Below are 25,650 nucleotides of genomic sequence, written 5' to 3' on the forward strand. Positions count from 1 at the left end.
GAGTACCCGACCATGCACATGCTTTACAACTCTGACAGCTATGCCGTGGTGCAGATCGAGCTGCCCGGTGCGGACGATGTGCCCGCGGAGACCGCGGTGCTCACGCGCGGTGGCTTCGAGATCGTGGACAAGTTCGCCCGCAAGGAGATCTTCATCGAGGGCGCCCTCGCCGAATCCTTCAAGGAGGGCGTCGAGGCCCTGATCCAGAATGCGCCCAGCGTCGAAGAATTCGACGCCTATCTGGAACGCTACGCCGGGATGGCGCAGCAGCCGGTCGTCATGCACTGACGTCGGTGTTTACCCTGGGGTGGCGGCGCCCCCACTCAAGTCGCCGTGACGCGGACCGATAAACGATCACGGGCGCGCTTGCGCACCGCTCGCACGGCGCAGGAGTCCTTTCATCCCGGAGGGCCGCCGGCGCACCAGGCCCATGTCACCCACCCTGATGGCGGTTCACCACGACAGCCAGGCCCATCTGGCGGCCTGGTTGCTGGCCGTGTACGTCATCTACCTCCAGATGCAGGTGGTGGCCCGCGTGCGGGCGGCCGACCGCGATGCCGCCCTGGTGTGGGGCACGGTCGGGGCCTTGGCCGCTGGCACGGGCATCTGGGCCGTCAGTCTGCTCGGGCTGCTGGCCGCCCGCCTGCCGATCGAGGTGGGCTACGTGCCGGTGCTTGTGCTCGTGTCCTGGCTGCCGGCGGTCACGGTCAGTGCCCTGACCATCACCCTGTACGCGCGGCGCATGCCGCGCCCGTGGATGCGGCCCCTGGGCGGGCTGCTGGTGGCCGTGGGGCTCACGGCGGTGGCCGCCACCGCGGTCGAATCCCGGCTGATGGAGCCGCAGCTGATCTGGTCCCCGGCGCTGGTGGGCCTGTCGGTTGCGCTGACCTTGTTCACGGGGGCGCTGGTGGCGCCACGGTTGCGCGGACGGCTGGCGCGCCTGCCGGATCGCCTGGCGGACATCGCGGTGGCCGCCGTGCTCGGCACCGCTTTCCGCGGTGGCCAGGCCTTGATGGTGGCCGCCGCGGGCGTCCCGGTCGATGCCCGCTGCACGAGCGTGGGGCAGCTTTCGGGCGACACCATGCTGTGGCTGCTGCCGGCGGTGGTGTCCGTCCTCTCGGTGCTGGTGCACCTGGCCGCTTCGCTCGATGCGCGGGCTCAGCGCCAGCGCGAGGCCCTTCACCGCGATCTGGCCCACACCAGTGCGGCGCTGGACCAGGCGATGCAGCGCGACGCCATCACCGGGCTGTACAACCGGCAGGCCTTCGAGCGCCGTTTGCAGGCCACGCTGGACGATGCCGCGCTGGTGACGGACCGGCCAGCCGTCCTGCGAGTCGGCCTGGACGGCTTCCGCGCCCTGGTGGAACGCTATGGCGATGCGTTCGGCGATGCCCTGCTGCGGCAGGTCGGGCGGCGATTGCAAGGCCTGGTCCGCGAAGGCGATGTGCTGGCCCGCAGCGATGCCGACGAGTTCCTGCTGCTGTGCCGCGGCTGGCATGACGAGGTGCAGCTGACCCAGATGGCCCTGAGGCTGGTCGACGCTCTGCGAGCGCCCTGCCAGGTCGAGGGCGAAACGGTGCATGTCAGCGCCTCGCTGGGCGTGGCCCGCCACCCCGATGGGGCCACGGTCACACAGCTGATGACGCAGGCCCTGGACGCCATGCGGACGGTGCGGCGCGCGGGGGGCAACGCCTACTGCCTGTACCGTCACGGCATGGACCGGGAAGGCGGCGACCAGGTGGCGCTTCAGCGCGATCTGCGGCATGCCATCGCACGGGGTCAGCTGGCACTGGTCTTCCAGCCCAAGCTGCGAGCCGACACCGGAGCCCTGGCCGGCGTGGAGGCCTTGCTGCGCTGGCGCCACCCGGAACGCGGCGACGTCAGCCCGGCCGTCTTCATTCCGGTGGCCGAGCGCTTCGGCCTGATCGGCGAACTCGGCCTGTGGGTGCTCGACGAGGCCTGCCGCCAGGTCCGCCTGTGGCACGAGGCCGGTGCCGACGTGCCGGTCGCCGTCAACCTCTCGGCCCACCAGCTGCGGCAGCACGACCTGGAGGCCTGCGTGCGTGAGGCACTGCGCCGTCACCGCGTGCCCGCGCGCATGCTGATTCTGGAGATCACCGAGTCGGTGGCGATGGACGATGTGGATGCCTCGATCCGGGTGTTCGACATGCTCGACGACATCGGCGTGCAACTGTCGATCGACGACTTCGGCACGGGCTATTCCAGTCTGAGCTACCTGCGTCGCCTGCCGGCCCGCCAGCTCAAGGTCGATCGCAGCTTTGTGCGCGACCTGGCCTGCAGCCCGGACGCTCAGGCCATCGTGGGAGCGGTGGTGCGGCTGGCGCATGCGCTGGGCATGACGGTGGTGGCCGAAGGGGTCGAGACCGAGCCCCAGGCGGCCATCCTCCGCGAGCTCGCGTGCGACGAGCTGCAGGGCTTTCTCTTCGCCCGACCGATGAGCGGGGCGGCGCTGCTGACGTGGATGGGGCCGCCGCCTGCACGAACGGCGACCTTGCGGCCCGAGCAGGGTGACAATTCTCAAGACGACCCGCCCAGTGCGTGGTCCTCGCTGGAGCGCGTTGGATGATGTGGAGCGAACTCCAGAACGTTTCGCCGTGGTGGTGGCTGCTGGCCGGCATCCTCGGCACGCTGGTGCTGGTCGGCGGCCTGCGCTGGTGGCAGCACATGGTGGCCCTGGAAGCCCGTGCGCCGCGGCGCCCTGGCGCGCCGCCGTCACCGGCCCCCGGGGTGCCTCGGGCGGCCGAGCCCGACGCTGCGCTGCAACCCGTGGCCGAAGCCGCTCAGCGCGCGCGCCTCACCGACCCGCTCACGGGCCTGTGCACCCGGCTGATGCTCGAGGACCAGCTGGCCTCGGCCGTGCTGCGGGCCGAAGCCCGGCGCCGGCGGGTGGCCTTGCTCTACATCGACCTTGACGGATTCAAGCCGGTCAACGACTCCTTCGGGCATGGCGCGGGTGACACCCTGCTGCGCGAGGTGGGGCGCCGGCTCGACGAGCAGGGGCGCAGCACGGACACCGTGGCCCGGCTTGGGGGCGACGAGTTCCTGATGCTGCTAGACGGCGATCCGGATGCCAGTGCGGCCGCGCTCGTCGCCGAACGGGTGCGCACCAGCCTTGAGAAGCCCTACAGCGTCGATGGCCGCGAGGTGCGCCTGTCATGCTCGGTGGGCATCGCCCTGTTTCCTGACCACGGCCCGCGCGGCCGCCTGATTGCCCGCGCCGACGCGGCCATGCTCGCGGCCAAGCGAGCAGGCGGCAACATGCACTGCTTCTACGAGGCCGGCATGGACCATGATGCAGAGTCCGCCGTCGAGCTGCAGCGCGACCTGCGCATGGCGCTGGAGAGTGGGCAGGGCCTGTCGCTGCATTACCAGCCCAAGATCGACAGCGCGAGCGGCCAGATTGCCGGGGTTGAAGCCCTGCTGCGCTGGCAGCATCCGCAGCGCGGTGCGGTCAGCCCGGCGGTCTTCATCCCTGTGGCCGAACGCTTCGGGCTCATGGGCACGCTGGGCCAGTGGGTGATCGACGAGGCCGTGCGTCAACTGCAGGCCTGGCGCGCGGTGGGGCTGGGCATGCGGGTGGCGATCAACCTGTCGGCCCACCAGCTGCGCCAGCCTGATCTGCCCGAGCGTGTGGCCGAGATCCTGAACCGCCATGGCGTGCCCGCCGACCGGGTCACCTTCGAGCTGACCGAAAGCGCGGCGATGGAAGACCCGGTCGCCACGCTGCGTATCTTCGAGCGCCTGGCCCTGACCGGCGTGTCGCTGTCCATCGACGACTTCGGCACCGGCTACTCCAGCCTCAGTTACCTGCGCAAACTGCCGGCCAGCCAGATCAAGATCGACCGCAGCTTCGTCCAGGACCTGGGCAACCAGGCGGACGCCCGCGCCATCATCAAGGCGGTGATCAAGCTCTCCCACGCGCTCGGCCTCGAGGTCGTGGCCGAAGGGGTGGAGACGGTGGCCCAGCAAGACATCCTCAAGACCCTGGGCTGCGACCAGATGCAGGGCTTTCTCTTTGCCCGGCCCATGCCGGCCCAGCACCTCGAGCTCTGGGCCCTGAGTGACGACGTGCCCGCCAACCGGCCCACTTTCCGCGATTCTCTGTTCAGCGCCGACGAGATCGACCCGCCCTGTCACGCGCTCTCGGCGCGCCACAGCCGGCACTGACGGGCGGCTCAGTCGTGCTGCCAGGGGGGCAGGGCGGCACCACAGCGGTTGCAGAAGTTGGCCTCGGGCGCATGGCCCTCGCTCAGGCATGCCTGGCAGGTGCGGGTGGTCGGCCGTCCGAGGGTGGGGCGCTGCAAGGCCAGTTCCGTCGTGACGATGCCGGTGGGCACGGCCAGTACGCCCCAGCCCAGGATCATCATCATCGAGGAGATCAGGCGCCCCAGGTCCGTTTTCGGCGTGATGTCGCCAAAGCCCACCGTGGTCATCGTCGTGATCGCCCAGTACATCGATGTGGGAATGCTGGTGTAGCCATTGGCCGGACCTTCCACCACGTACATCACCGTGCCCATGATGAGCACCACCATCAGCACGAAGGACAGGAAGACCAGGATCTTGCGCCGGCTCGCCACCAGCGCGCGGCCCAGCGCGTTGTATTCCGACACGAAGCCCGTCAGCTTGAAGATCCGGAACACCCGCATGAGCCTGAGGATGCGCACGTCGATGAAGAAGTGCGCTTCCGGCACCAGCATCGCCAGGTAGGTGGGCAACACCGAAATCAGGTCGATCAGGCCATAGAAGCTCAGGGCGTAGGCCAGCGGGCGGCGCACGCACAGAAGCCGCAGCACGTACTCCACGGTGAACGTGAGCGTGAAGCACCACTCCAGCACGTCCAGCGTCAGGCCGACGCGGGCCTCGACCGCCGCCACGCTGTCGAGCACGACCACCAGCACGCTCAGCAGAATGAGCGCGATCAGCGCCTGGTCGAAGCGGCGGCCGGCCAGCGTGTCGGCCTCGAAGATGATGGTGTAGAGGCGAAGGCGCCAGCCTTCCAGCGGTTTACCGAGGTTCGTCTCCATGGGCGGCATTGTGCGCCGGGCCGGGCCACCCGAAACCGGTGGCAGGGCAAGCCGGGCCGCAACTCTCTAAAATACTGGCATGAACACGCCCGCCCCCGCCGCCCCGGTCGGCCCGACCGTGCCGGTTGAACGCCGCCCCTACACCCGCGCCGCGCAGCTGCCCGAGATCATGCGCCAGCGCATCGTGGTGCTCGACGGCGCCATGGGCACCATGATCCAGCGCTACAAGCTGACCGAGGCCGACTACCGCGGCACCCGCTTTGCCGAGCACGGCAAGGACCTCAAGGGCAACAACGAGCTGCTGCAGCTGACCAAGCCCGAGGTCATCCGCGAGATCCACGAGCAGTACCTGGCCGCCGGTGCCGACCTGATCGAGACCAACACCTTCGGCGCTACCACCGTGGCCCAGGAGGACTACGAGCTGCCCGAGCTGGCCTACGAGATGAGCCTCGTGGCCGCCCGCATGGCGCGCGAGGCCTGCGACAAGTACAGCACGCCCGACAAGCCGCGCTTCGTGGCCGGCGCCATCGGCCCCACACCCAAGACCGCCAGCATCAGCCCCGACGTGAACGACCCGGGCGCCCGCAACGTCGATTTCGACACGCTGCGCCAGGCCTATTACGAGCAGGCCAAGGCCCTGATGGAAGGCGGCTGCGACGTCTTCCTCGTCGAAACCATCTTCGACACGCTCAACGCCAAGGCGGCCATCTTCGCGATCGACGAGCTGTTCGAGGACACCGGCGAGCGCCTGCCCATCATCATCTCGGGCACCGTGACCGATGCCTCCGGCCGCATCCTGTCGGGGCAGACGGTCAGCGCCTTCTGGCACTCGGTGCGCCATGCCCATCCGCTGGCCATCGGCCTGAACTGCGCGCTGGGCGCCACCCTGATGCGCCCCTACATCGAGGAACTGGCCAAGATCGCCGGTGACACGTATGTGAGCTGCTACCCGAACGCCGGCCTGCCCAACCCCATGAGCGACACGGGTTTCGACGAGACGCCCGAGATCACGGGCGGCCTGGTCGAAGAGTTTGCGAAGGCCGGCTTCCTCAACATCGCTGGCGGCTGCTGCGGCACGACGCCCGACCACATCGCCGAGATCGCCAAGCGCGTGGGCCAATGGAAACCCCGCTGCCTGCACGATGGCGGCGCCACTGGCTTTCTGAGTGGCTTGAAGGCGGCCTGACGGCAGGAGGGAGCCGGGCCGGGGTCAGTCGGGCTGACGCGCGGTTGTGCGCCGGTCGTGACCCAGCCGCACATAGTGCCGGCGCTTGGCCGCGTACATCGCCTGGTCGGCGCGGTGCAGCATGGCCTCCATGCGCTCGCCATCGTGGCTGGTGGCGCACCCGATCGACACGCTCAGTGCGTGCCCCGCGTGGTACTGGTTGTTCAAGGCCAGCAGTTCGTGGATCTGCTCCACGATGAACTCGGCCTGGCGGGTGTCGGTGCCCGGCAGCAGGATGGCGAATTCGTCTCCGCCCAGCCGTGATGCCGTGGCAGGACGCTCCACGGCCTTGCGCAGCACCTCGCCCAGCCGGCGCAGCAGGGCATCGCCCCCGGCGTGGCCGAACTCGTCGTTCGTGTGCTTCAGGTCGTTGAGGTCGAGCACGATGACGCTCACGGGCCAGGGCCCGCGCCGTTCAATGCGCGCCAACTCGTCCATGAAGAAGGCGCGGTTGCGCAGGCCGGTCAGCGCGTCGTGCTGGCCCAGGTACTCCAGGTAGGCTTCGGCCTTCTTGCGGGCGCTGATGTCGGTCAGCGACACCAGCACCTGGTCCCAGCTGTCTTCGTGGCCGGGCAGCACCGAGAACTGCAGGTACACATGCAGCTTTTCGCCATCCAGCGCGTAGTTCACCACCTCGCGCTGCTGGAACAGTCGCCCGTGCCACAGGTCGATCAGCTGTTCCGCAAAGTGCGGGCGCATGTCGTCGCGGAACACCTCGTCAAGCCGGCCCAGCAGCGTGGTCTTGTCCGGCGCACGGAACATCTCCAGCGTCTGGCGGTTCACGTCCAGCACGCGGATCTCCTGCATGCAGCGCACCACGAAATCGGGGTGCACGTCCAGGAACACGCGGAAGTCCTCGATGTCCTGCCGGCGGACCTCGTCGAACAGTTTGCGCAGGCCGCTGAAGTCTTCCACCCACAGCGACACAGGCGAGTGCTCGAACAGTCCCTTGGCGTACAGCTCGCTGCGCCGCAGGGCCTGCTCGCCGCGCGTGCGCTCGGTCACGTCCTCGATGGCCAGCAGCACGCGGTCCCAGGTGTCTTCATGCCCGGGCAGCACGTTGGCCCGCAGCGTGATGGCCAGGCGCTCGCCGTGCAGTGTGTAGTTCACCGTCTGGCTGCGGAAATGGGTCTGGCCCGACCACAGCTGCTCCAGTTCCCACACGAAGTTGTTCAGCATGTCGTCGCGGAACACCCGGTGCAGGTTGGCCGACAGCTCGGCCAGGTCTTCGGCACCGTACAGGTCCAGCGTGTGCCGGTTCACGCGCAGCAGACGGATCGCGGCAGCGCACTGCGCGGCGCGCTCCGGATGGCCTTCCAGGTGCTCACGCAGGTCGCGCACGCCCTCGGCGCGCCAGGCCTCGAACAGCTGCTTCAGCGCGCTGTAGTCCTCGAGCCAGAGCGACACCGGCGCCAGCTCGAACATGTCTTCGTACAACTCTCCCATTCGGGTCTCCGGCGGTTCAGGCTTCTTGCCCGTACGGGTCGGCAAAACCCAGGCGCGACATCACCTCGCGTTCGCGGGCTTCCATCGCCTGGGCTTCGTCGTCTTCGATGTGGTCCCAGCCCTGTGCGTGCAGCGCGCCATGCACCAGCATGTGCGCGTAATGGGCATCGATCGTCTTGCCCTGCTCGGCCGCCTCGCGCTCGATGACCGGTGCGCACAGGATCAGGTCGGCCATGACGACCGGCTCCTGGGCGTAATCGAAGGTCAGCACGTTGGTGGCGTAGTCGCGCTGTCGGTAGTCGCGGTTCAGCGTCTGGCCTTCCTCGGCATCCACGATGCGCACCGTGAGCTCGGCATCGGCCTCGAGCGCGGCCTTGAGCCAGCGGGCCACCTTGTGGCGGGGAAGAAGGTCGCGGTGGCGCTTGTCGGCGAACTGCAGGCTCAGGCTCAGGGAGGGCTTCATGCGGAGAAAACAGGGGGACAGCAGGGGGCGTTCGGGGACGCGACGGGGGGGTCAGCGGGGCGGCTCCGCGGCCGGCGGCTCGGCGGGCGGCACCGGCTTGCTGGACTGCGCCGCCTCATAGGCCTCGACGATGCGGGCCACGAGCGGATGGCGCACGACGTCGCCGGCAGTGAAGCGCGTGAACGACACGCCCCGCACGGGCTTGAGGATGCGCTCGGCCTCGATCAGGCCGCTTTTCGCGCCGCGCGGCAGGTCGATCTGGCTGACATCGCCGGTGACGACCGCGCGCGAGCCGAAGCCGATGCGCGTCAGGAACATCTTCATCTGCTCGGGCGTGGTGTTCTGCGCTTCGTCCAGGATGATGAAGGCGTGGTTCAGCGTGCGGCCGCGCATGAAGGCCAGCGGGGCGATCTCGATCAGGCCCTTCTCGAAGGCCTTGCCGACGCGGTCGAAGCCCATCAGGTCGTACAGCGCGTCGTACAGCGGGCGCAGGTAGGGGTCGACCTTCTGGGTCAGATCGCCGGGCAGAAAGCCCAGGCGTTCGCCGGCCTCGACCGCCGGGCGGGTCAGGATGATGCGCTGCACGGCGCTGCGTTCCAGCGCATCCACCGCACAGGCGACGGCGAGAAAGGTCTTGCCGGTGCCCGCCGGCCCGATGCCGAAGCTCAGGTCGTGCGACAGGATGCGGCGCAGGTAGCTCACCTGGTTGGGTGTGCGCCCCTGCAGATCGGCGCGACGGGTGTGCAGCACGGGGCCGTCCGGTGACTCGTCGGGCAGCGTGGCACCCGCTTCCTCCGTCGGGGAATCGCCCTTACGGGGGTGCTTGGCACGCTGTACTTGTGAGAGGCTCGAGGTAATGGCCAATTGCACCAGCTCGGGACCCAGCGCCCGGTCGGCCCGCGCGTACAAGGCGTCCAGCAGATCGGCCACGACCTGGGGCGTGCCTTTGGCGCCCTCGATGCGGAACTGTTCCGCGCGGCGGTGGATCGTCACCCCGAATGCGGCCTCGATGCTGCGAAGGTGCTCGTCCAACGGGCCACACAGGTGGGCCAGGCGGGCGTTGTCCGGTGGAGAGAAGCTGTGTCGCAGTTGCATGAATGCGCAGGATTCCAGAGAAAGGCCGCAAATTGTCACCTGATGGTGTGCTTCAGGTGTGACTTATCTTGCGAAAATCACCCTTCGTGCCGTCTCCAGGGGGAGTCGGCGGGGCTTTGGAGTTGTCCTTGAGCACGTTGCATCGGTGGTGGCAGTCCTGGGCCCGTGGCCGCCAGGCAGGCCCGGCGGCGCAGGCCGACCTCGCAGAAACAGACGCGTCGCACACCGGTGGCATGCCGGCGGCGTCGACCACGCACGGGCTGTCACGGCGGCGCCTTGTCTGGCTGGGGCTGGTCGGCCTGGCCCTGGCGTCGGTGGCAGCTTACGCCATGCTGGCGCTCAACCGCGAAGCCGTGCGCATCAGTCACCCTGCCGTCGTCTTGGTCAAGGATGGGGTACGCAGCCTGGATGAAGCCTGGGCCGTGGCCAGCAATGCCGCGCAGTTCCCCGCCATGCTGCCCGGGCACATCCAGGCCCTGCCGGATGAATGGGCGGCCAGCCGGCCCGGATACCAGGGCGGGGTCTGGTACCGCTTCCATTTCGAACACGTGCCGTCGGCCGTCGACCCGCTGCAGGCGGTCTACATCGAGCGGGCCTGCTCCAACGTCGAGGTGCACCTCAACGGCGAGCTCATCTGGCGTGGGGGACGCATGAGCGACCCCTACACGCGCAACTGCTATCGCTCGCATCTGGTGCCGTTGCCGCAAGGCCTGCTCAAGTCGGCGGACAACCTGCTGGACATCAAGGTGGTGGGCTACCCCGTCGAGCGGGTGACAGCGCGCCAGCGCGCGGGCGGCCTGGCTGCCGTGCGCATCGGGCCGCTGCAGGAGATCCGGGCGCTGTCCGACCAGCAGACTTTCTGGTCGAGCACGCTGGCCCAGGTGCTGGGCGGGCTGCTGGCGGTGCTCGGGCTGTTCGCACTGGGGCTGGCGTGGGTGCGCAAGCTGGGCTACCTGGTGCACTTTGGCCTGCTCACCCTGGGCTGGGCCCTGATGACAGGGCGCCTGTTTCCGCTGGACGTGCCCATGCCGAACGCGGCCCAGGAGGTTCTGATCGCGCTGTTCTTCGCGCCGATGGCGGCCTTTGCCGTGAAGTTCCTGCTGGGCTATGCGGGGCATGGCGTGCGGTCGGCCGGGGTGCTGAACGGCGGGCGGGTCAACGCCGTCCTGTGGGCCCAGTGCGTGCTGATGCCGGCCAGCCTGCTGCTGCTGGGCAGCAACCACCTCTTCCTGGGGGCCCGCATCTGGTACGTGGTGTTTTCGCTGGAGATCTTCGCGGCCATCGCCTATTTCCTCTGGGAGGCCGGTAAGGGTCGCCGTGCCGAGTTCTGGCTGATGTGCGTGGCACTGGGTGTCGTGGCCGCAGTGCTGGGCATCGAGCTGTCCTATCAGGCCGGGTTGCTGCGCCTGTGGGGCATTCATGTCACCCACTTCGTGATGCCCCTGCTGTATGCGGCCGTGGCGGTGCGGCTGATCCAGGTCTACGCCCGCGCCCTGCAGACGGCCGAAGGGGCCCGACAGCAGCTCGAAAAGCGCGTGCATGAAATCAGCGTCGAGATCGAGCGCAATTTCAACCAGATTGCCGAACTGCGGGTGGAACAGATTGCCGAAAAGGAGCGCAAGCGCATTGCCTCCGACCTGCACGACGACCTGGGCGCCAAGCTGCTGACCATTGTCCACACCTCGGACAACGACCGCATTTCCACCCTGGCGCGCGAGGCGCTGGAGGAAATGCGCCTGTCGGTGCGCGGACTGACCGGGCGTCCGATGGTGCTGTCCGATGCCCTGGCCGACTGGCGCGCCGAGGTGGTGTCCCGCCTCGGACAGGCCGGCATCGAGTGCGAATGGCGCAACCCCAACGAGATCATCGAGGAGCCGTTGTCGTCGCGCACCTACGTGCAGACCACCCGCATCCTGCGCGAGGCCGTCAGCAACGTCATCAAGCACAGTGCGGCCTCGCACGTCGTGATCGCCGCCGAGGTACTGCTGGCCCACCGCGAGTTCCAGCTGGTGATTCAGGACAACGGCAAGGGCATTCCGCTCGAGCTCGATGGCCGGCTGGACCGCGGCCACGGCATGACGAGCATGAAGCACCGCGCCAAGCAGCTCAGCGGCCAGTGCCTGGTCGAGTCCGGCCCCGGCTTCGGCACGGTGATACGTCTCACTTTGCCGCTGGAAATGGCCACCCTGCAACAAGTTCGCGCCGCGGGCATGACCATGCCCGGCAGCGCTGCTAGCATGCGCAGCAATGCGAGTTCGCATTGAGCGCCCCCCATTCGATCCCAAGTGAGGACCGTCGCCATGAAGCAAATCCTTCTGCTGGAAGACCTGCCCGAGATCCGCGCCTGGCTCAAGACCCTGGCGCTTCAGGTGTTCCCCGGCGCACAGATCAATGAGAGCGCCCGCATCCATGACGCGCTGGAGCTGGTCAACGCCGTGCGTTTCGATGTGGCCATGATCGACCTCGGCCTGCCCGATGGCTCCGGCGTCGAGGTGGTGCAGGCGCTGCGGGAAAAGCAGCCCGATGCCCAGTCGGTGGTCGTCACCATCCACGACGACGACGACCACCTGTTCCCGGCGCTGCAGGCCGGTGCCTTCGGCTACCTGTTGAAGGAGCAGTCGCGCGAGCAACTGGCCGAGCAGCTGCACCGCATCAGCCAGGGCGAGCCGCCGCTGTCCCCGTCGATCGCGCGCCGCGTGATCCAGTACTTCACGGCGCAGGCCCGCCTGCAGCCCGCGCACCCGATCGACACCGTCACCCCGCACGTGCAGCTCACCGAGCGCGAGAACGAGGTGCTGCTGCGCGTGGCCAAGGGCTTCACGCTGCCCGAGATCGGCCAGCAGCTCAACCTGTCGCGCCACACCATTGCCGACTACGTCAAGCAGATCTACCGCAAGCTCAACGTGTCGTCGCGTGCCGAGGCCGCGCTGGAAGCCCAGCGACTGGGCCTGTTCCGACGCTGATTCGATCGGAGCCCTTCACCGGCGGCGCGGCCCGATGGGCTGGCGCCGCTTTGTCTTTCCGGCCGGCCTTGCGCGGGCCTTCACAGAACCACTCTGCCCATGATTGCCCGCCTCGTTGGTGAACTCGCCGGCAAGTCCCCCCCCTATGTCCTGGTCGACGTGCATGGTGTGGGCTACGAAGTGCAGGTGCCGATGAGCACCTTCTACAACCTGCCGGAGCTGGGCGCCAAGGTCACGTTGCTGACGCAGTTCATCGTGCGCGAAGATGCGCAGCTGCTGTTCGGCTTCCTGACGGCCGGCGAGCGGGAGTCCTTCCGCGAGCTGATCAAGATCAGCGGCGTGGGCCCGCGCATTGCCCTGGCGCTGTTGTCCGGCCTGAACACCGAGGAGCTGGCCAGCGCCGTGGCGGCCCAGGACGCCAGCCGCCTCGTCAAGGTGCCCGGTGTGGGCAAGAAGACGGCCGAGCGCCTGCTGCTGGAGCTCAAGGGCAAGCTGGCGCCGGTGTTGACCACCCCGGGCTGGACCGCGCCGGGCGACACGCAGGGGGACATCCTGCAGGCGCTGATCGCGCTCGGCTACTCCGATAAGGAGGCGCAGGCTGCGCTCAAGCAGCTCCCGGCCGACGTGTCGGTGAGCGAGGGCATCAAGTTGGCGCTGAAGTCGCTGGCGCGTTGACCGGGTGCGGACATGGTCCTTCGGTTTGCGGGCATGATTCCCGGCATGGTGAGCAAGCGAGTCGGTTTGGGCGCCGGGCACGGGCCCGCTGGCGCATGGCAACGGGCATGGCGCCGTGGTGTGGCGGGCGTGGTGGTGGGGGTGTCCCTGCTGGGGGCCTCTGTCGTGCCGGCCTTCGCGGCGCCGAACCCGTCTCCGTCCGGCGTGCTGACGGTGCGCAACTTCTGCGCGATGGCCGTCAAGCGCTTGCCCAGCGTCACCCTGGCCTTGTGCGAGGCCGCCGAACTGACGACCAGCACGGGCCGGTCCGTGCGCGGCAGCGCGCTGCTGCAGCGGGATGTGGTGTCACCCCACGCGCGCCTGCGGGTGCTGGTCATCGGCGGCATTCACGGAGACGAGCCTTCTTCCAGCGCCTTGGTGCTGCACTGGATCCGGTCTGCGCAGGAGACGCCTTCGAACATCCACTGGCGCTTCGTGCCACTGGTGAACCCGGACGGCATGCTGAAGGCTGAACCGACGCGCACCAACGCGAACGGAGTCGACCTGAACCGCAACTTCCCGACGCCAGGGTGGGACAAGGAAGCGCCGCACTACTGGCAGAAGCGCACGGGCAAGGACCCGCGTCGCTTCCCCGGTCGCGCCCCGCTGTCCGAGCCGGAAAGCCGCTGGGTGCACGACGAGATGGCGCGCTGGAAGCCGGACCTGATCGTGTCCGTGCATGCGCCGTATGGTGTGCTGGATTTCGACGGGCCGACCGTGCCGCCCAAGCGCCTGGGGCGGCTGTACCTGGATCAGGTCGGCATCTTCCCGGGCAGCCTGGGCAACTACGGCGGCGTGCACAAGAAGGTGCCGGTGGTGACCATCGAGCTGCCCAGCGCGCTGCGCACCCCGCAGGACGCGGAGGTGCGGCAGATGTGGCTGGACCTGCTGCGCTGGACGGCCGAGCGGCTGGGCGCCGATTGAGCCCTGGAGCGCCCTGGCGGCTCAGGGGTAAAGGCCCCGCTCCTGCCGGGCGCTGAGGATGCGCTCGCAGGCCACCGCGAAGGCCGCGGTGCGCAGCGGGATGCCGTGCAGATCGGCGCGGTCCCAGATGGTCGCCAGCGCGTCGCCGACGATCTTGTCGAGGCGGGCGTTGATTTCGTCTTCCGTCCAGAAGAAGCTCGAGAAGTCCTGCACCCACTCGAAGTAGGACACCGTCACGCCGCCGGCGTTGCAGATCACGTCGGGCACGACCAGCACATTGCGCTCGCGCAGCACGTCGTCGGCCGCCGGCACCGTGGGGCCGTTGGCGCCTTCGAGCACCAGGCGGGCTTGCAGGCGGTTGGCACGCTCGGCGGTGATCTGGCCTTCCAGCGCAGCGGGGATCAGGATGTCGCAGGGCACGTCCCAGAACTGCTCGGCGGGCAGCGGCTCGGCACCGTGCCAGCCGGCCACGCCGCCGGTGTGGCGCACGTGCGCCTGCAGTGCGCCCACGTCCAGCCCACCCGGTGCGTACACCGTGCCGCTGTGGTCCTGCACCGCCACGACGCGCGCGCCGGCCTGGGCAAACAGCTCGGCGGCCACGCTGCCGACGTTGCCGAAGCCCTGCACGGCGATGCGCGCGCCTTCGAGCGGCAGGCCCAGCCGGCGGGCGGCCTCTCGCCCGGTGACGAACACGCCACGGCCCGTGGCCTTCACGCGGCCCAGCGAGCCACCCAGGTCCAGCGGCTTGCCGGTCACCACGCCGGTCGACGTGGCGCCGACGTTCACCGAGTAGGTGTCCATCATCCACGCCATGACCTGGCTGTTGGTGTTCACGTCGGGCGCCGGGATGTCCTGCTGCGGGCCGATGATGATGCCGATCTCGCTGGTGTAGCGGCGGGTGACGCGCTCGAGTTCCTTGCGGGTCAGCGAGCGCGGATCGACGCGGATGCCGCCCTTGGCGCCGCCATACGGCAGGTTGACGGCGGCGTTCTTCACCGTCATCCAGGCCGACAGCGCCATCACCTCTTCCAGGGTGACGTCGGGGTGGTAGCGCACGCCGCCCTTGCCGGGGCCACGGCTGAGGTTGTGCTGCACGCGGTAGCCCTCGAAGTGGCGCACCGTGCCGTCGTCCATCTCGATGGGCACGTCGACGATCAGCGCGCGCTTCGGGCGCTTGAGGGTCTCGGCCCAGCGCGACAGCGAGCCGAGGTAGGGCAGCACGCGGTCCACCTGAGCCAGGTAGGTGCCCCAGGCGCTTTCCGGCCCGGGGTTGACGTAGGAGAGGTCGCTCATGGTGTGATCCTCACAGGCCGGCCAGCGCCACGTACTTCGTCACCAGGTAGTCTTCGATGCCGTGGCGCGAGCCTTCGCGGCCCAGGCCCGATTGCTTCACGCCGCCGAAGGGCGCGACCTCGTTGGAAATCATGCCGGTGTTGACCCCGACCATGCCGTACTCCAGGGCCTCGGCCACGCGGAAGATGCGGCCGACGTCGCGGCTGAAGAAGTAGCTGGCCAGGCCAAACTCGGTGTTGTTGGCCAGGGCGATCACTTCCTCATCGGTGTGGAAGCGGAAGACGGGGGCCAGCGGGCCGAAGGTCTCTTCGCGGGCCACCTTGGCGTCGGCCGGCACATCGGCCAGCACCGTGGGCTCGAAGAAGGTCTTGCCCAGGTCGGCACGGCGGCCGCCGGTCAGCACGCGGGCGCCGCGGGTCACGGCGTCGTCGATGTGGTCCTCGACCTTGGCCAGCGCGGCGCGGTCGATCAGCGGGCCCTGCGTCACGCCGGGCTCCAGGCCGTTGCCGACCTTCAGGCTCTGGACGGCCTCGACCAGCTTGGCGGTGAAGGCGTCATAGACCTTGTCGTGCACATACAGACGGTTGGCGCACACGCAGGTCTGGCCGGCGTTGCGGAACTTCGAGGCCATGGCGCCCTGCACGGCGGCGTCGAGGTCGGCGTCGTCGAACACGATGAAGGGCGCGTTGCCACCGAGTTCCAGCGACAGCTTCTTGATCGTCGGGGCCGATTGGGCATAGAGCAGGCGGCCCACTTCGGTCGAGCCGGTGAAGCTGAGCTTGCGCACCACCGGGCTGGTGGTGAGCGCGCCGCCGATGGCGCGCGGGTCGCCCGTCAGCACCTGCAGCACGCCACCGGGGATGCCGGCGCGTTCGGCCAGCACGGCCAGGGCCAGCGCCGACAGCGGGGTCGACTCGGCCGGCTTGACGATGATGGGGCAACCGGCGGCCAGGGCCGGAGCCACCTTGCGGGTGATCATGGCCAGCGGGAAGTTCCACGGCGTGATCGCGGCGCACACGCCGATGGGCTCACGCAGCACGAGCAGGCGGCGGTCGGCCAGCGGACTCGGGATGGTCTCGCCGTACAGGCGCTTGGCCTCTTCGGCAAACCACTCGATGAACGAGGCGGCATACGCCACTTCGCCGCGGGCTTCGGCCAGGGGCTTGCCCTGCTCGACCGTCATCAGCACGGCGAGGTCTTCGGCATGCTGCTGGATCTGCTGCAGCCAGGCCTGCAGCAGCGCCGCGCGGGCCTTGGCCGTGAGCGCACGCCAGGCGGGCCAGGCGGCGTTGGCCGCGTCGATGGCACGTTCGGTTTCGGCGGCGCCCATGCGGGGCACCACGCCGACGTGCTCGCCGGTGGCCGGGTTGTCCACGGGGAAGGTCTCGCCGTTGTCGGCGGCCGCCCACTGGCCATTCAGCCAGGCGCGGTCGCGCAGCAGGCTCGGGTCTTTCAGGAAGCTCATGCGGTGATCCTGTGTGTGCGTGGCGTGGGTGCGATCAGGCCTTGGCGGCCAGGATGGCGCTTTGCAGGATGTCGAGGCCTTCGTTGAACACGGTGTCCTCGATCGTCAGCGGGTGCAGGAAGCGGATGACGTTGCCGTAGACGCCGCACACCAGCAGCATCAGGCCGCGGGCCAGGGCCTCGGTCTGCACGCGCTTGGTGAAGGCGGCATCCGGCTCGCCGGTAGCGGGGTTGTGGAACTCGACGGCCACCATCGAGCCCGGGCCGCGCACTTCGGCGATCTGCGGGGCGTCGGGCTGCAGCTGGCTCAGGCGCTGCTTGAGGCGATCGCCCAGCACGGTGGCGCGGGCGTTCAGGCCTTCGCTGTCGATGATGTCGAGCACGGCATGGGCTGCGGCCACGGCCAGCGGGTTGCCGGCGTAGGTGCCGCCCAGGCCGCCCGGCTCGGCGGCGTCCATCACCTCGGCACGGCCGCACACGCCCGACAGCGGCAGGCCGCCGGCGAGGCTCTTGGCGAAGGTGGTCAGGTCGACCGGGGTGTCGTACTGGTGCGTGGCGAACAGCGTGCCGGTGCGGGCAAAGCCCGTCTGGATCTCGTCGGCGATCAGCAGGATGCCGTGTTCGTCGGCGATGCGACGCAGGCCGGCGACGAAGTCGGCCGGGGCAGGCACGAAGCCGCCTTCACCCTGCACGGGCTCGAAGATGAAGGCCGCCACGCGCTTCGGGTCGATGTCGGCCTTGAACAGGGCTTCGACGGTCTTCAGCGCATCGGCGGTGGTGATGCCGTGCAGCGGGTAGGGGAAGGGCGCGTGGTAGACCTCGCCCGGGAAGGGGCCGAAGCCGCGCTTGTAGGGCACGACCTTGCCGGTCAGCGCCATGCCCAGGAAGGTGCGGCCGTGGAAGCCGCCGTTGAAGGCGATCACGCCCGGGCGGCCGGTCGAGGCGCGGGCGATCTTGATGGCGTTCTCGACGGCTTCAGCGCCGGTCGTGAAGAAGGTGGTCTTCTTGGCGAAGTTGCCCGGCGTGCGGCGGTTGATCTCTTCAGCGAGGGCCACGTAGCTGGGATAGGGCACGACCTGGAAGGCGGTGTGCGTGAAGCGGTCGAGCTGCTGCTTGACGGCCTCGACGATCTTGGGATGGCAGTGGCCGGTGTTGAGCACGGCGATGCCGCTGCCGAAGTCGATATAGCGGCGGCCTTCGATGTCCCACAGCTCGGCGTTGCGTGCACGGGCGGCGTAGAAGGTCTGGGCCACGGCCACACCACGCGGCGTGGCGGCGTTCTTGCGGGCGACCCAGTCGGCGTTGGGGCCGTCAAAGAAAGCGGGCTGGAGCTGGAAGTTCGTGCTGGACATGGTGTGACAGATGAAGAGGGAGTGGTGTGAAGGTTAGGGTGTTATGGATCTATGATTAAGGTCCACTTTTGTGTTTTTGATGGAGCCACTTTGCGATGAAGACGACGGCCTTGTCCGACTGGCTGCAGCAGCGTCTGCGTCGCGATGGGTCTGAGCCGGTCTACCGCCAGCTGCAGCAGCTGCTGAGGCAGGCGGTGATCAGTGGCGAGCTGCCGGCGCACACGCGCCTGCCGTCGTCGCGCCTGCTGGCGCAGGAGCTGGGCATTGCCCGCAACACCGTGATCGACGTGTACGAGCAGCTCGCGGTGGAGGGCTGTGTGGTGAGCCGCCAGGGCAGCGGCACGGTGGTGGCCGACCTGTCGGCCGAGCGCCTGCCGGCGCCCAGCCGGGCACGGTCTGCGCGGGGCCGGGGTGCCGGTGCCGAGCCCGGGGTGGCAGCCGGGGCCGAGGTGGCCGATGCGCACGGCGCCGCTCAGTTGTCGCCCCGCGGCGAGGCCCTGCTGGCCGCGGCCAGCGTGTCCACCCGGCAGTGGGGCGCCTTCATGCCCGGTGTGCCCGATGTGACGGAGTTTCCGGCGCGCACCTGGATGCGGCTGGAGAACCGGCGCTGGCGCCACCCCGAGCCCGAGCTGCTGAGCTATGCGCCGGGCGGCGGGCTGCCACGCCTGCGCGAGGCCCTGGCCGCGCACCTGCGCACCGCGCGTTCGGTGGTGTGCGAGCCCGAGCAGCTGATCCTCACCACCGGCAGCCACCAGTCCATCGACCTGACGCTGCGGCTGCTGGCCTCGCCCGGCGAGCACGTGTGGCTGGAAGACCCGTGCTACTGGGGCCTGCGCAGCAGCCTGGCCTCGCTGGAGGCGCGCATCGTGCCCGTGCCGGTGGACGCCGAGGGGCTGGCCTGGCAGGACGGCGGGCCGCATCCGGTGCCGCGCGCCATCCTGGTCACGCCGTCGCACCAGTATCCGCTGGGCATGGTGATGAGCCTGGCGCGCCGGCAGGCCCTGCTGGCCTACGCGCGCACGCATGGCAGCTGGATCATCGAAGACGACTACGACAGCGAGTTCCGCTATGGCACCCGTCCGTTGCCGGCCCTGCAGGGTCTCGACGACGCGGGCCGGGTGATCTATGTGGGCAGCCTCAGCAAGGTGCTGTTTCCGGGGCTGCGGCTCGGGTACCTGGTGGTGCCGCCGGCGCTGGCCGAACGCTTTGCACTGGGCTCGGCCGCGCTGTACCGCGAAGGGCAGGCGTGGCAGCAGGCGACGCTCGCCGATTTCATCGAGCAGGGGCACCTGGGTTCGCACATCCGGCGCATGCGCGGGCTCTATCACGAGCGTCGGCAGGCGCTGCTCGAGGCCATCCGCCAGCACTTCGGCGACACGCTGGCCGTGCGCGGGGACGATGCCGGGCTGCACCTGGTGCTGGCGCTGCCCGACCATGTGGACGATGTGGCCCTGGCCCGGGATGCGCTGGCGGCCGGCGTGGCGGTGCGGCCCTTGAGCCGTTACCACGCCGACCCGGCCCGTGCGCCCCGCGGGCTGCTGCTGGGCTATGCCTGCGTGCGCCCCGAGGCCATCCCGCCCGCCTTCGCGGTGCTGGCGCGGCAGGTGGCCGCCCGGCTGGGGGGATGAGACGGGGCGCACAGGGGGGCTCCGGTCAGAAGCTGTAGCGCACCGAGCCTTGCAGGCGGCTCATGTCGCCCTTGTCACCGGCTTCGGTGCGGCGGTTGCCCCAGCCGTACTCCACGCCCAGGTCCAGGCCCTTCGTGGCGGTCCAGATCAGGTTGGCGTAGGCCTGGTTGGTGCGCGTGTTCAGGCTGGCCACGTCGCCGAAGCCGGCGCCGTTGTCCATGCGCGTGAAGCCCCACATCAGGTGGCTGCGCAGCGCGTCGTTCCAGGCGTGCTGCACGCCGATGACGCCGCCCACGGCCTTCTCGGCCGAGAGTTTCACGCGGGTGGCGTCGTAGGCGACGGCGGCGTTGGCGTCCTGGATGTAACGGCCGATGCCCTTGCCGACGTTCAGCTGGTACAGGCCCGTGGTGGCCGCGCCCAGCTTCAGGCTGCCCGACAGGCCCAGGCCCCAGCCCAGTGTGTCGGCCTGGCGGTGGCCGGTGCCGTCTTCGGCGCGCAGGTCGCGGGCCAGGCCGCGCACGGCCACGTGGCCCCAGGGGCCGGTCTGCGTCCAGCGGGCGATCAGGTCGGGCAGGCGGTCCTGCGCCACGGCGTTGCCGCTGGCGTCGCGCACGTCGGCCTGCGGGTTCTCGATGGCCAGGGCCAGGTTGCCTGTGGCCAGCGGCAGCGTGTAGCGCAGTTGGGCCTGGCGGATGAAGGACTGGCCGGTCGGGCCGTTGAACTCGAGCGTGTCGCCAACCGAATCGAGGTCCATGAAGGTGGACCAGGTCTGGCCGGCCAGCCAGCGGCCGTACTCACCGAAGGCGTGGCGCAGGCGGGGGCGTGCCGAGTTCGTGTAGGTTTCCGAGCCGTCGCTGGTGAAGAAGTCGTATTCGATGCGGGTCTTGAGCGGGCCGCCAGCCGTGTCGGTCACGGTCTGCACGTTCAGGCGGGTGGTGCGCGCGCTCGGCGTGCTGGTGTTGCGGCGGCTGGCCCCGGCGCTGCCGTCCAGCGGCAGGTCGGACAGGCTCACGCCACGGCCCTGGTCACCCTTGATGTCGAGGGCGCCGTCGAGCTACACATAGCCGCCCAGCTTGACCGCGGTCGAGGTGCCGGGCACGGGGATGAAACCGGCCGGGGCGGGCGCGCCGGTGTAGGCGGGTGCCGCAGCCACGGGCGCAGGGGCGGCGGCCTTCTGGCTCATCTGTTGAGCCTCGAGCTGCTCGACCTTGGCCAGCAGCTTCTGGACGGTGGCGCGCAGGTCCGACAGCTCGTCGGCATGGGCAGGCAGGGAGAAGGGGACCGCCAGCGCGAGCGCGGCAGCCAGACGTGTATGCTTCATGGTTGCTCCAGAACAAGGCACCCACCGTGCGCCCGGCAAGGTCTGGGATGGGTGCGTTTCACCGACACGCCTGCCGGTTGGCGCCGACAGGCGTGCTGCTTCAAGGCAGTCGACCGGACCGTCGGCTGCCTTGTTTTCTTTTCAGAGGGGGCGGGGGCTCAGGTGCCGCGTGCGGCGGCGTTGCGGCCGCGCAGCCACTCGAGAGTGAGCAGCATCAGCACGGACATCACCGTGAGGATGGTCGCCACGGCGGCAATGGCCGGGCTGATGTTTTCGCGGATGCCGGCAAACATCTGGCGCGGCAGCGTGGTCTGCTCGGGGCTGGCCAGGAACAGCGTCACCACCACCTCGTCGAACGAGGTGCCGAAGGCGAACAGCCCGCCCGAGATCACGCCCGGGGCCACCAGCGGCAGGGTCACTTTGAAGAAGGTGTAGAGCGGGCTGGCGCCCAGGCTGGCCGCGGCGCGCACCAGGTTCATGTCGAAGCCCTGGAGCGTGGCGCTCACCGTGGTGACCACGAAGGGCACGCCGAGTGCCGCATGCACGATGACCAGGCCGAAGAAGTTGCCTGTCAGGCCGATGGGGGCGAAGAACAGGTAGGTGGCCACGCCGACGATGACCACCGGCACCACCATCGGCGAGATCAGGATGGCCGTGAGCACGGACTTGCCGGGGAAGTCGATGCGCGTCAGGCCGATGGCGGCCATCGTGCCCAGCACCATGGCCAGCAGCGTGGCCAGCGGGGCGACGATCAGGCTGTTGCGGAAGGCGTGCGTCCAGGTGCCCGAGGTCATCAGCTCTTCATACCAGCGCAGCGAGAAGCCGGTCATGGGGTAGAGCAGGAAGGAATCGGCGTTGAAGGACAACGGCACGATGACGAGCAGCGGGGCCACGAGGAAGAGCAGCACGGCGGCCACGATCACCCGCAGGGTCACGTGCCACAGTTGTTCGACGCGGGAGGCGTAGGCAGGCAGCATGGTGTGGGCCTTTCGGGTCAGCGGGACTTGGCGGCAAACGTGGTGTTGCCGACCAGCCGGTTGTAGACGGTGTAGAGCACCGAGATGGCCACCAGCAGCAGGGCGGACAGCGCCGCGGCCATGCCCCAGTTGATGGTCTCGTTCGTGTAGAAGGCGACGAAGTAGCTCACCATCTGCTCCTTCGGCCCGCCCAGCAGCGCCGGGGTGATGTAGTAGCCGATGGACAGGATGAAGACCAGGATGCCGCCGGCCGCCAGGCCCGGCACCGTCATCGGGAAGTAGACCTTCCAGAAGCTCTTGAACGGCGGGCAACCCAGCGACACGGCCGCGCGCAGGTAGACCGGCGAGATGCCCTTCATCACGCTGTAGAGCGGCAGGATCATGAAGGGCAGCAGGATGTGCACCATCGAGATGTAGACGCCGATGCGGTTGAACACGAGGTGCAGCGGCTGGTCGATCACACCGAGCGCCATCAGCGCCTGGTTGACCAGGCCACCGTCCTGCAGGATGACGATCCAGGCGGCCACGCGCACCAGGATCGAGGTCCAGAACGGCAGCAGCACGCAGATCATCAGCAGGTTGGAGGTGCGGGCAGGCAGGCGGGCCAGCAGGTAGGCCACCGGAAAGCCGAGCACGCAGCAGCACAGCGTGACGACGAAGCTGATCCACAGCGTGCGGCCGAACACGTCGAGGAAGACGCCTTCGCCTTCCGGTGCGCCGACGATGTTCCCCGCCTCATCGCGGCGCAGGTCGAGCGCCGTCAGCAGGTAGTGGTCGGTGTGGGGGCGGGCATTGCGCGCCACCAGTTGCCAGGTGTCGCTCTCGCCCCAGCGGGCGTCCATCTCGATCAGCGCGGCCTTGGCCGGACCCGTGGGGGGCTCGGCGGCCAGCTTGCGCGCGCTGTTCATGATCAGCGAGCGCATGCCGGTGCGCTCCATGTTCAGGCGCTTGGCCGCGGCGGCCAGCTCCTCGCTGCCCTTGGCCTGGATCAGGTCGGCCTGCAGCGCGGCGAAGGCGGCCTCGTCGGGCAGGCCGTGCTGCGACCAGCCGGCCAGGGCCTTGGCGGTGGCCGGCAGCGCGGTGTGCACCTCGGGGTTGTCGACCGCCTTGTTCAGCAGCCCGATGATGGGCCACAGAAAGGTGAAGATCAGGAACAGCGCCAGCGGGGCGATCAGGGCACCGTAGCGCAGTTTCTTCAGCCGTTCGGCGCGCCGCAGCTGCGCCTTGAGCGACGTGGTCTGCACCGGCAGGGCGGGGGGCGGGGTGTCGGCCATCGCGATCGAGCTCATGGGAATGTCCTCGTCAGACGCCGGCCCTGCACCGCGCAGGACCGGCTCCGGGGTGGGGGGTTACTTCGCGGCCCAGGCGTGGAAGCGCTGTTCCAGGTCTTCACCGTGTTCCACCCAGAAGGCGGTGTTGGTGGCGATGGCAGTCTTCATGTTGGCCGGGGCCGTGGGCAGTGTGGCGGCCAGCGTCGGCTCGATCTGGCCCATGGCCTTCAGGTGCGTCGGGCCGTAGGGGATCTCGCCGGAGAAGACCTTCTGGTTCTCGGGCTTGGCCAGGGCCGCCAGGAACTTGTACGACAGGTCACGCTTGGGCGCGCCCTTCGGGATGGCATAGGCCTCGATGTCGTAGATGTTGCCGGTCCAGACGATCTTGAGGTTCTTGCCTTCCTTCTGGGCGCCGGCGATGCGGCCGTTGAAGGCCGTGCTCATCACGACGTCGCCCGAGGCCAGCAGCTGCGGCGGCTGTGCACCGGCTTCCCACCACTGGATGTTGGCCTTGAGCTGGTCGAGCTTCTTGAAGGCGCGGTCCACGCCGGCCTTGGTGCCCAGCACCTTGTAGACATCGTTCGGGGCCACGCCGTCGGCCATCAGCGCGAACTCCAGCGTGTACTTGGCGCCCTTGCGCATGCCGCGCTTGCCCGGGAACTTCTTGACGTCCCAGAAATCGGCCCAGGTCACCGGGGCGGTCTTGAGCTTGTCGGCGTTGTAGGCCATCACGGTCGACCACACGAAGAAGCCGAAGCCGCACTCTGTCACGGCCGCGGGCAGGAAGTCCTTCTTGTTGCCGATCTTGCTGTAGTCCAGCTTCTCGTAGACGCCTTCTTCGCAGCCGCGGGCCAGCTCGGGCGATTCGACCTCGACGACGTCCCAGCTGACCTGTTTGGCCTCGACCATGGCCTTCACCTTGGCCTGCTCACCGTTGTATTCGCCCTTGACCAGCTGGATCTGGGTGGACTTGGTGAAGGGCTCGTAGAAGGCCTTGATCTGGGCCTGCTGGTTGACGCCACCGAACGAGATGACGGTCAGGCTGGACTGCGCCTGCGAGGTGCCGGCGGCAACCAGGCCGGCAGCGATCGCCAGGGCAGAAAACGCACGGGAAGAGACGGACATGGACGGACTCCGGGAGCGGGGTGGGTTGCGGGTGGAGGAAAAGAACGGGGGTCAGGCGGCTTCGGCCACATCGAGTGCACGCAGGTGCTCGGGCGGCAGGGCCACGCGGACGGACTCACCGGCCTGCAGGCTGCGGTTGAGTTGCGAGATCGGGGTCTTGACGGCGATGTCGGGCTGGCCGGGCAGGGCCATGCACACGCGCACGTGGTCGCCGAGGTAGATGATTTCCTTGACCTGGGCCGAGAACTGGTTGGGGCCGGCCGGCTGGCCGTCGTCGACCAGGTAGGCGCGTTCGGGGCGCACGGACACCAGCGTGCGTGCGCCGGTTTCGCGCACGTTGCCGACACGGGCCTCGACCTGCGCGCCGCCGTCCAGCGTCACGGTGCACTGCTCGCCCTGCACGGCGCTGATCGTGCCCTTGAGCGCGTTGTTCTCGCCGATGAAGCTGGCGACGAAGGCGTTGGCGGGGCGCTCGTACAGCGCCTCGGCCGAGTCGATCTGCTGGATCACGCCCTTGTCGAACACGGCGATGCGGTCGGACATCGTCAGGGCCTCGGCCTGGTCGTGCGTGACGAAGACGACGGTGACGCCGAGGTTCTGGTGGATGTGCTTGATCTCGAGCTGCATGTGCTCGCGCAGCTGCTTGTCGAGCGCGCCCAGCGGCTCGTCCATCAGCACCAGTTCGGGATCGAACACCAGCGCGCGGGCCAGGGCGATGCGCTGCTGCTGGCCGCCCGAGAGCTGCTGCGGATAGCGGCTGGCGAACGGCTCCAGCCGCACCATGCCCAGCGCCTTCTTGACCTTGGCGTCGATCTCGGCGCCGGGCAGCTTGCGCACGGCCAGCGGAAAGCGCAGGTTCTCGGCCACCGTCATGTGCGGGAACAGCGCGTAGTTCTGGAACACCATGCCGATGTTGCGCTTGTGCGGGGGCACGGTGTTGATGACGCGCTCGCCCAGGCGGATCTCGCCCGAGGTCGGGGTCTCGAAGCCGGCCAGCATCATCAGGCAGGTGGTCTTGCCGGAGCCCGAGGGGCCGAGCAGGGTCAGGAACTCGCCGCGACGGATGTCGAGGTTCAGGTCACGGACGATGAGCTTTTCACCGTCGTAGGTCTTCTGCACGTTGCGGAAGGACACGTGCGGCGCGTCGGGGCGGGGGGGGCAGTGGACGCATCGGGGGCTCCAGGCTCGAACAGGTGTGACAGCCGGCGGGACAGCTTCGCAGCGGGCGTGAGCCTGTCCTGTGTCACCGGAATGGCGCGGGTTGGGGGGATCATAGAAGTGTCATTGGTTTAAAGTAGAGCCAATTTACGCGGATTGAAGGGAACCAATATAGGGATAGCCCTC

The 25,650-nt window shown here is 68.9% G+C and carries 22 protein-coding genes; 9 read left to right on the forward strand and 13 right to left on the reverse strand.

Annotated elements, in window-relative coordinates:
- The first annotated feature begins 12 nt into the window (after positions 1–12).
- From QZ709_RS19985 to QZ709_RS19995, 3 genes are all read left to right on the forward strand, one after another.
- Positions 13–288: a DUF3567 domain-containing protein gene (locus QZ709_RS19985; RefSeq protein WP_294639294.1), complete on the forward strand. Its 276-nt coding sequence runs from the start codon at positions 13–15 to the stop codon at positions 286–288.
- A gap of 142 nt (positions 289–430) precedes the next feature.
- A complete protein-coding gene (locus QZ709_RS19990; RefSeq protein ID WP_294639295.1) occupies positions 431–2,587 on the forward strand; it encodes an EAL domain-containing protein in 2,157 nt (718 codons plus the stop codon).
- A complete protein-coding gene (locus QZ709_RS19995; protein WP_294639296.1) occupies positions 2,584–4,188 on the forward strand; it encodes a bifunctional diguanylate cyclase/phosphodiesterase in 1,605 nt (534 codons plus the stop codon). The genes QZ709_RS19990 and QZ709_RS19995 overlap by 4 nt, the downstream gene beginning before the upstream one ends.
- An 8-nt stretch (positions 4,189–4,196) precedes the next feature.
- Here QZ709_RS19995 and QZ709_RS20000 read toward each other — a convergent pair whose 3' ends face one another.
- The gene (locus tag QZ709_RS20000; protein WP_294639297.1) at positions 4,197–5,045 is read right to left on the reverse strand and encodes an ion transporter; all 849 of its coding nucleotides are present in this window, start codon (positions 5,043–5,045) and stop codon (positions 4,197–4,199) included.
- Positions 5,046–5,124: 79 nt separating this feature from the next.
- Between QZ709_RS20000 and QZ709_RS20005 the strand changes: the two genes are divergently transcribed.
- A complete protein-coding gene (locus tag QZ709_RS20005) occupies positions 5,125–6,231 on the forward strand; it encodes a homocysteine S-methyltransferase family protein (RefSeq protein WP_294639298.1) in 1,107 nt (368 codons plus the stop codon).
- A gap of 24 nt (positions 6,232–6,255) precedes the next feature.
- Here the strand turns inward: QZ709_RS20005 and QZ709_RS20010 are convergent, their stop codons facing one another.
- The 3 genes from QZ709_RS20010 to QZ709_RS20020 are packed head-to-tail and all read right to left on the reverse strand — an operon-like array spanning position 6,256 to position 9,274.
- Entirely contained in the window at positions 6,256–7,716 is a 1,461-nt protein-coding gene (locus tag QZ709_RS20010; protein WP_294639299.1) for a GGDEF domain-containing protein, read from the reverse strand.
- Between the two features lie 16 nt (positions 7,717–7,732).
- Positions 7,733–8,179, reverse strand: coding sequence for an rRNA maturation RNase YbeY (gene ybeY / locus QZ709_RS20015; RefSeq protein WP_294639300.1), 447 nt, complete (start codon positions 8,177–8,179; stop codon positions 7,733–7,735).
- A 51-nt stretch (positions 8,180–8,230) separates the two neighbouring features.
- A complete protein-coding gene (locus QZ709_RS20020) occupies positions 8,231–9,274 on the reverse strand; it encodes a PhoH family protein (RefSeq protein ID WP_294639301.1) in 1,044 nt (347 codons plus the stop codon).
- A 128-nt stretch (positions 9,275–9,402) separates the two neighbouring features.
- Here QZ709_RS20020 and QZ709_RS20025 point away from each other — a divergent pair, with 128 nt between their 5' ends.
- The 4 genes from QZ709_RS20025 (at position 9,403) to QZ709_RS20040 (ending at position 13,875) form a co-directional block, all read left to right on the forward strand.
- Entirely contained in the window at positions 9,403–11,538 is a 2,136-nt protein-coding gene (locus QZ709_RS20025; protein WP_294639302.1) for an ATP-binding protein, read from the forward strand.
- Positions 11,539–11,574: 36 nt separating this feature from the next.
- Positions 11,575–12,237 carry a response regulator transcription factor gene (locus QZ709_RS20030; RefSeq protein WP_294639303.1) on the forward strand — a complete coding sequence of 221 codons (663 nt, stop codon included), beginning with the start codon at positions 11,575–11,577 and terminating at the stop codon, positions 12,235–12,237.
- A gap of 99 nt (positions 12,238–12,336) precedes the next feature.
- On the forward strand, positions 12,337–12,912 hold the full coding sequence (gene ruvA / locus QZ709_RS20035; RefSeq protein WP_294639304.1) for a Holliday junction branch migration protein RuvA: 576 nt from the start codon (positions 12,337–12,339) through the stop codon (positions 12,910–12,912).
- Positions 12,913–12,957: 45 nt separating this feature from the next.
- Positions 12,958–13,875, forward strand: coding sequence for a DUF2817 domain-containing protein (locus QZ709_RS20040; protein WP_294639305.1), 918 nt, complete (start codon positions 12,958–12,960; stop codon positions 13,873–13,875).
- Between the two features lie 21 nt (positions 13,876–13,896).
- On the opposite strand, the gene QZ709_RS20045 is transcribed toward QZ709_RS20040, so the two are convergent.
- From QZ709_RS20045 to gabT, 3 genes are read right to left on the reverse strand one after another with little or no spacing between them, the layout of a single operon-like run.
- On the reverse strand, positions 13,897–15,168 hold the full coding sequence (locus tag QZ709_RS20045; RefSeq protein WP_294639306.1) for a Glu/Leu/Phe/Val dehydrogenase: 1,272 nt from the start codon (positions 15,166–15,168) through the stop codon (positions 13,897–13,899).
- Positions 15,169–15,178: 10 nt separating this feature from the next.
- A complete protein-coding gene (locus QZ709_RS20050) occupies positions 15,179–16,633 on the reverse strand; it encodes an NAD-dependent succinate-semialdehyde dehydrogenase (RefSeq protein ID WP_294639307.1) in 1,455 nt (484 codons plus the stop codon).
- Between the two features lie 34 nt (positions 16,634–16,667).
- On the reverse strand, positions 16,668–17,984 hold the full coding sequence (gene gabT, locus QZ709_RS20055) for a 4-aminobutyrate--2-oxoglutarate transaminase (protein ID WP_294639308.1): 1,317 nt from the start codon (positions 17,982–17,984) through the stop codon (positions 16,668–16,670).
- A gap of 95 nt (positions 17,985–18,079) precedes the next feature.
- Between gabT and QZ709_RS20060 the strand changes: the two genes are divergently transcribed.
- On the forward strand, positions 18,080–19,612 hold the full coding sequence (locus QZ709_RS20060; RefSeq protein WP_294639309.1) for a PLP-dependent aminotransferase family protein: 1,533 nt from the start codon (positions 18,080–18,082) through the stop codon (positions 19,610–19,612).
- A 25-nt stretch (positions 19,613–19,637) separates the two neighbouring features.
- On the opposite strand, the gene QZ709_RS20065 is transcribed toward QZ709_RS20060, so the two are convergent.
- The 6 genes from QZ709_RS20065 to QZ709_RS20090 all read right to left on the reverse strand — a co-directional run bounded on the left by QZ709_RS20065 (position 19,638) and on the right by QZ709_RS20090 (position 25,440).
- A complete protein-coding gene (locus QZ709_RS20065; RefSeq protein ID WP_294639310.1) occupies positions 19,638–20,624 on the reverse strand; it encodes a DcaP family trimeric outer membrane transporter in 987 nt (328 codons plus the stop codon).
- Positions 20,625–20,666: 42 nt separating this feature from the next.
- Positions 20,667–20,933 (reverse strand): hypothetical protein, encoded by a 267-nt coding sequence (locus QZ709_RS20070; RefSeq protein WP_294639311.1) that lies wholly within the window; start codon positions 20,931–20,933, stop codon positions 20,667–20,669.
- 158 nt (positions 20,934–21,091) lie between these two features.
- Positions 21,092–21,910 carry an ABC transporter permease gene (locus tag QZ709_RS20075; protein ID WP_109037914.1) on the reverse strand — a complete coding sequence of 273 codons (819 nt, stop codon included), beginning with the start codon at positions 21,908–21,910 and terminating at the stop codon, positions 21,092–21,094.
- 17 nt (positions 21,911–21,927) lie between these two features.
- Positions 21,928–23,199 (reverse strand): ABC transporter permease, encoded by a 1,272-nt coding sequence (locus QZ709_RS20080; RefSeq protein ID WP_294639312.1) that lies wholly within the window; start codon positions 23,197–23,199, stop codon positions 21,928–21,930.
- Between the two features lie 60 nt (positions 23,200–23,259).
- Positions 23,260–24,306, reverse strand: a complete 1,047-nt coding sequence (locus QZ709_RS20085) for an ABC transporter substrate-binding protein (RefSeq protein ID WP_294639313.1) — start codon at positions 24,304–24,306, stop codon at positions 23,260–23,262.
- 51 nt (positions 24,307–24,357) lie between these two features.
- Positions 24,358–25,440, reverse strand: coding sequence for an ABC transporter ATP-binding protein (locus QZ709_RS20090; RefSeq protein ID WP_294639314.1), 1,083 nt, complete (start codon positions 25,438–25,440; stop codon positions 24,358–24,360).
- Positions 25,441–25,650: the final 210 nt, after the last annotated feature.

Origin of the sequence: uncultured Aquabacterium sp. (assembly GCF_913773725.1) — a bacterium.
Lineage (GTDB): Bacteria > Pseudomonadota > Gammaproteobacteria > Burkholderiales > Burkholderiaceae_C > Aquabacterium.

Excerpts from the sequence above, each read along its gene's own strand:
- QZ709_RS19985 (WP_294639294.1), top strand. The coding sequence starts at position 13 with ATGCACATGCTTTACAACTCTGACAGCTATGCCGTGGTGCAGATCGAG.
- QZ709_RS19990 (WP_294639295.1), top strand. The coding sequence starts at position 431 with ATGTCACCCACCCTGATGGCGGTTCACCACGACAGCCAGGCCCATCTG.
- QZ709_RS19995 (WP_294639296.1), top strand. The coding sequence starts at position 2,584 with ATGATGTGGAGCGAACTCCAGAACGTTTCGCCGTGGTGGTGGCTGCTG.
- QZ709_RS20000 (WP_294639297.1), bottom strand. The coding sequence starts at position 5,045 with ATGGAGACGAACCTCGGTAAACCGCTGGAAGGCTGGCGCCTTCGCCTC.
- QZ709_RS20005 (WP_294639298.1), top strand. The coding sequence starts at position 5,125 with ATGAACACGCCCGCCCCCGCCGCCCCGGTCGGCCCGACCGTGCCGGTT.
- QZ709_RS20010 (WP_294639299.1), bottom strand. The coding sequence starts at position 7,716 with ATGGGAGAGTTGTACGAAGACATGTTCGAGCTGGCGCCGGTGTCGCTC.
- ybeY (WP_294639300.1), bottom strand. The coding sequence starts at position 8,179 with ATGAAGCCCTCCCTGAGCCTGAGCCTGCAGTTCGCCGACAAGCGCCAC.
- QZ709_RS20020 (WP_294639301.1), bottom strand. The coding sequence starts at position 9,274 with ATGCAACTGCGACACAGCTTCTCTCCACCGGACAACGCCCGCCTGGCC.
- QZ709_RS20030 (WP_294639303.1), top strand. The coding sequence starts at position 11,575 with ATGAAGCAAATCCTTCTGCTGGAAGACCTGCCCGAGATCCGCGCCTGG.
- ruvA (WP_294639304.1), top strand. The coding sequence starts at position 12,337 with ATGATTGCCCGCCTCGTTGGTGAACTCGCCGGCAAGTCCCCCCCCTAT.
- QZ709_RS20040 (WP_294639305.1), top strand. The coding sequence starts at position 12,958 with ATGGTGAGCAAGCGAGTCGGTTTGGGCGCCGGGCACGGGCCCGCTGGC.
- QZ709_RS20045 (WP_294639306.1), bottom strand. The coding sequence starts at position 15,168 with ATGAGCGACCTCTCCTACGTCAACCCCGGGCCGGAAAGCGCCTGGGGC.
- QZ709_RS20050 (WP_294639307.1), bottom strand. The coding sequence starts at position 16,633 with ATGAGCTTCCTGAAAGACCCGAGCCTGCTGCGCGACCGCGCCTGGCTG.
- gabT (WP_294639308.1), bottom strand. The coding sequence starts at position 17,984 with ATGTCCAGCACGAACTTCCAGCTCCAGCCCGCTTTCTTTGACGGCCCC.
- QZ709_RS20060 (WP_294639309.1), top strand. The coding sequence starts at position 18,080 with ATGAAGACGACGGCCTTGTCCGACTGGCTGCAGCAGCGTCTGCGTCGC.
- QZ709_RS20070 (WP_294639311.1), bottom strand. The coding sequence starts at position 20,933 with ATGAAGCATACACGTCTGGCTGCCGCGCTCGCGCTGGCGGTCCCCTTC.
- QZ709_RS20075 (WP_109037914.1), bottom strand. The coding sequence starts at position 21,910 with ATGCTGCCTGCCTACGCCTCCCGCGTCGAACAACTGTGGCACGTGACC.
- QZ709_RS20080 (WP_294639312.1), bottom strand. The coding sequence starts at position 23,199 with ATGAGCTCGATCGCGATGGCCGACACCCCGCCCCCCGCCCTGCCGGTG.
- QZ709_RS20085 (WP_294639313.1), bottom strand. The coding sequence starts at position 24,306 with ATGTCCGTCTCTTCCCGTGCGTTTTCTGCCCTGGCGATCGCTGCCGGC.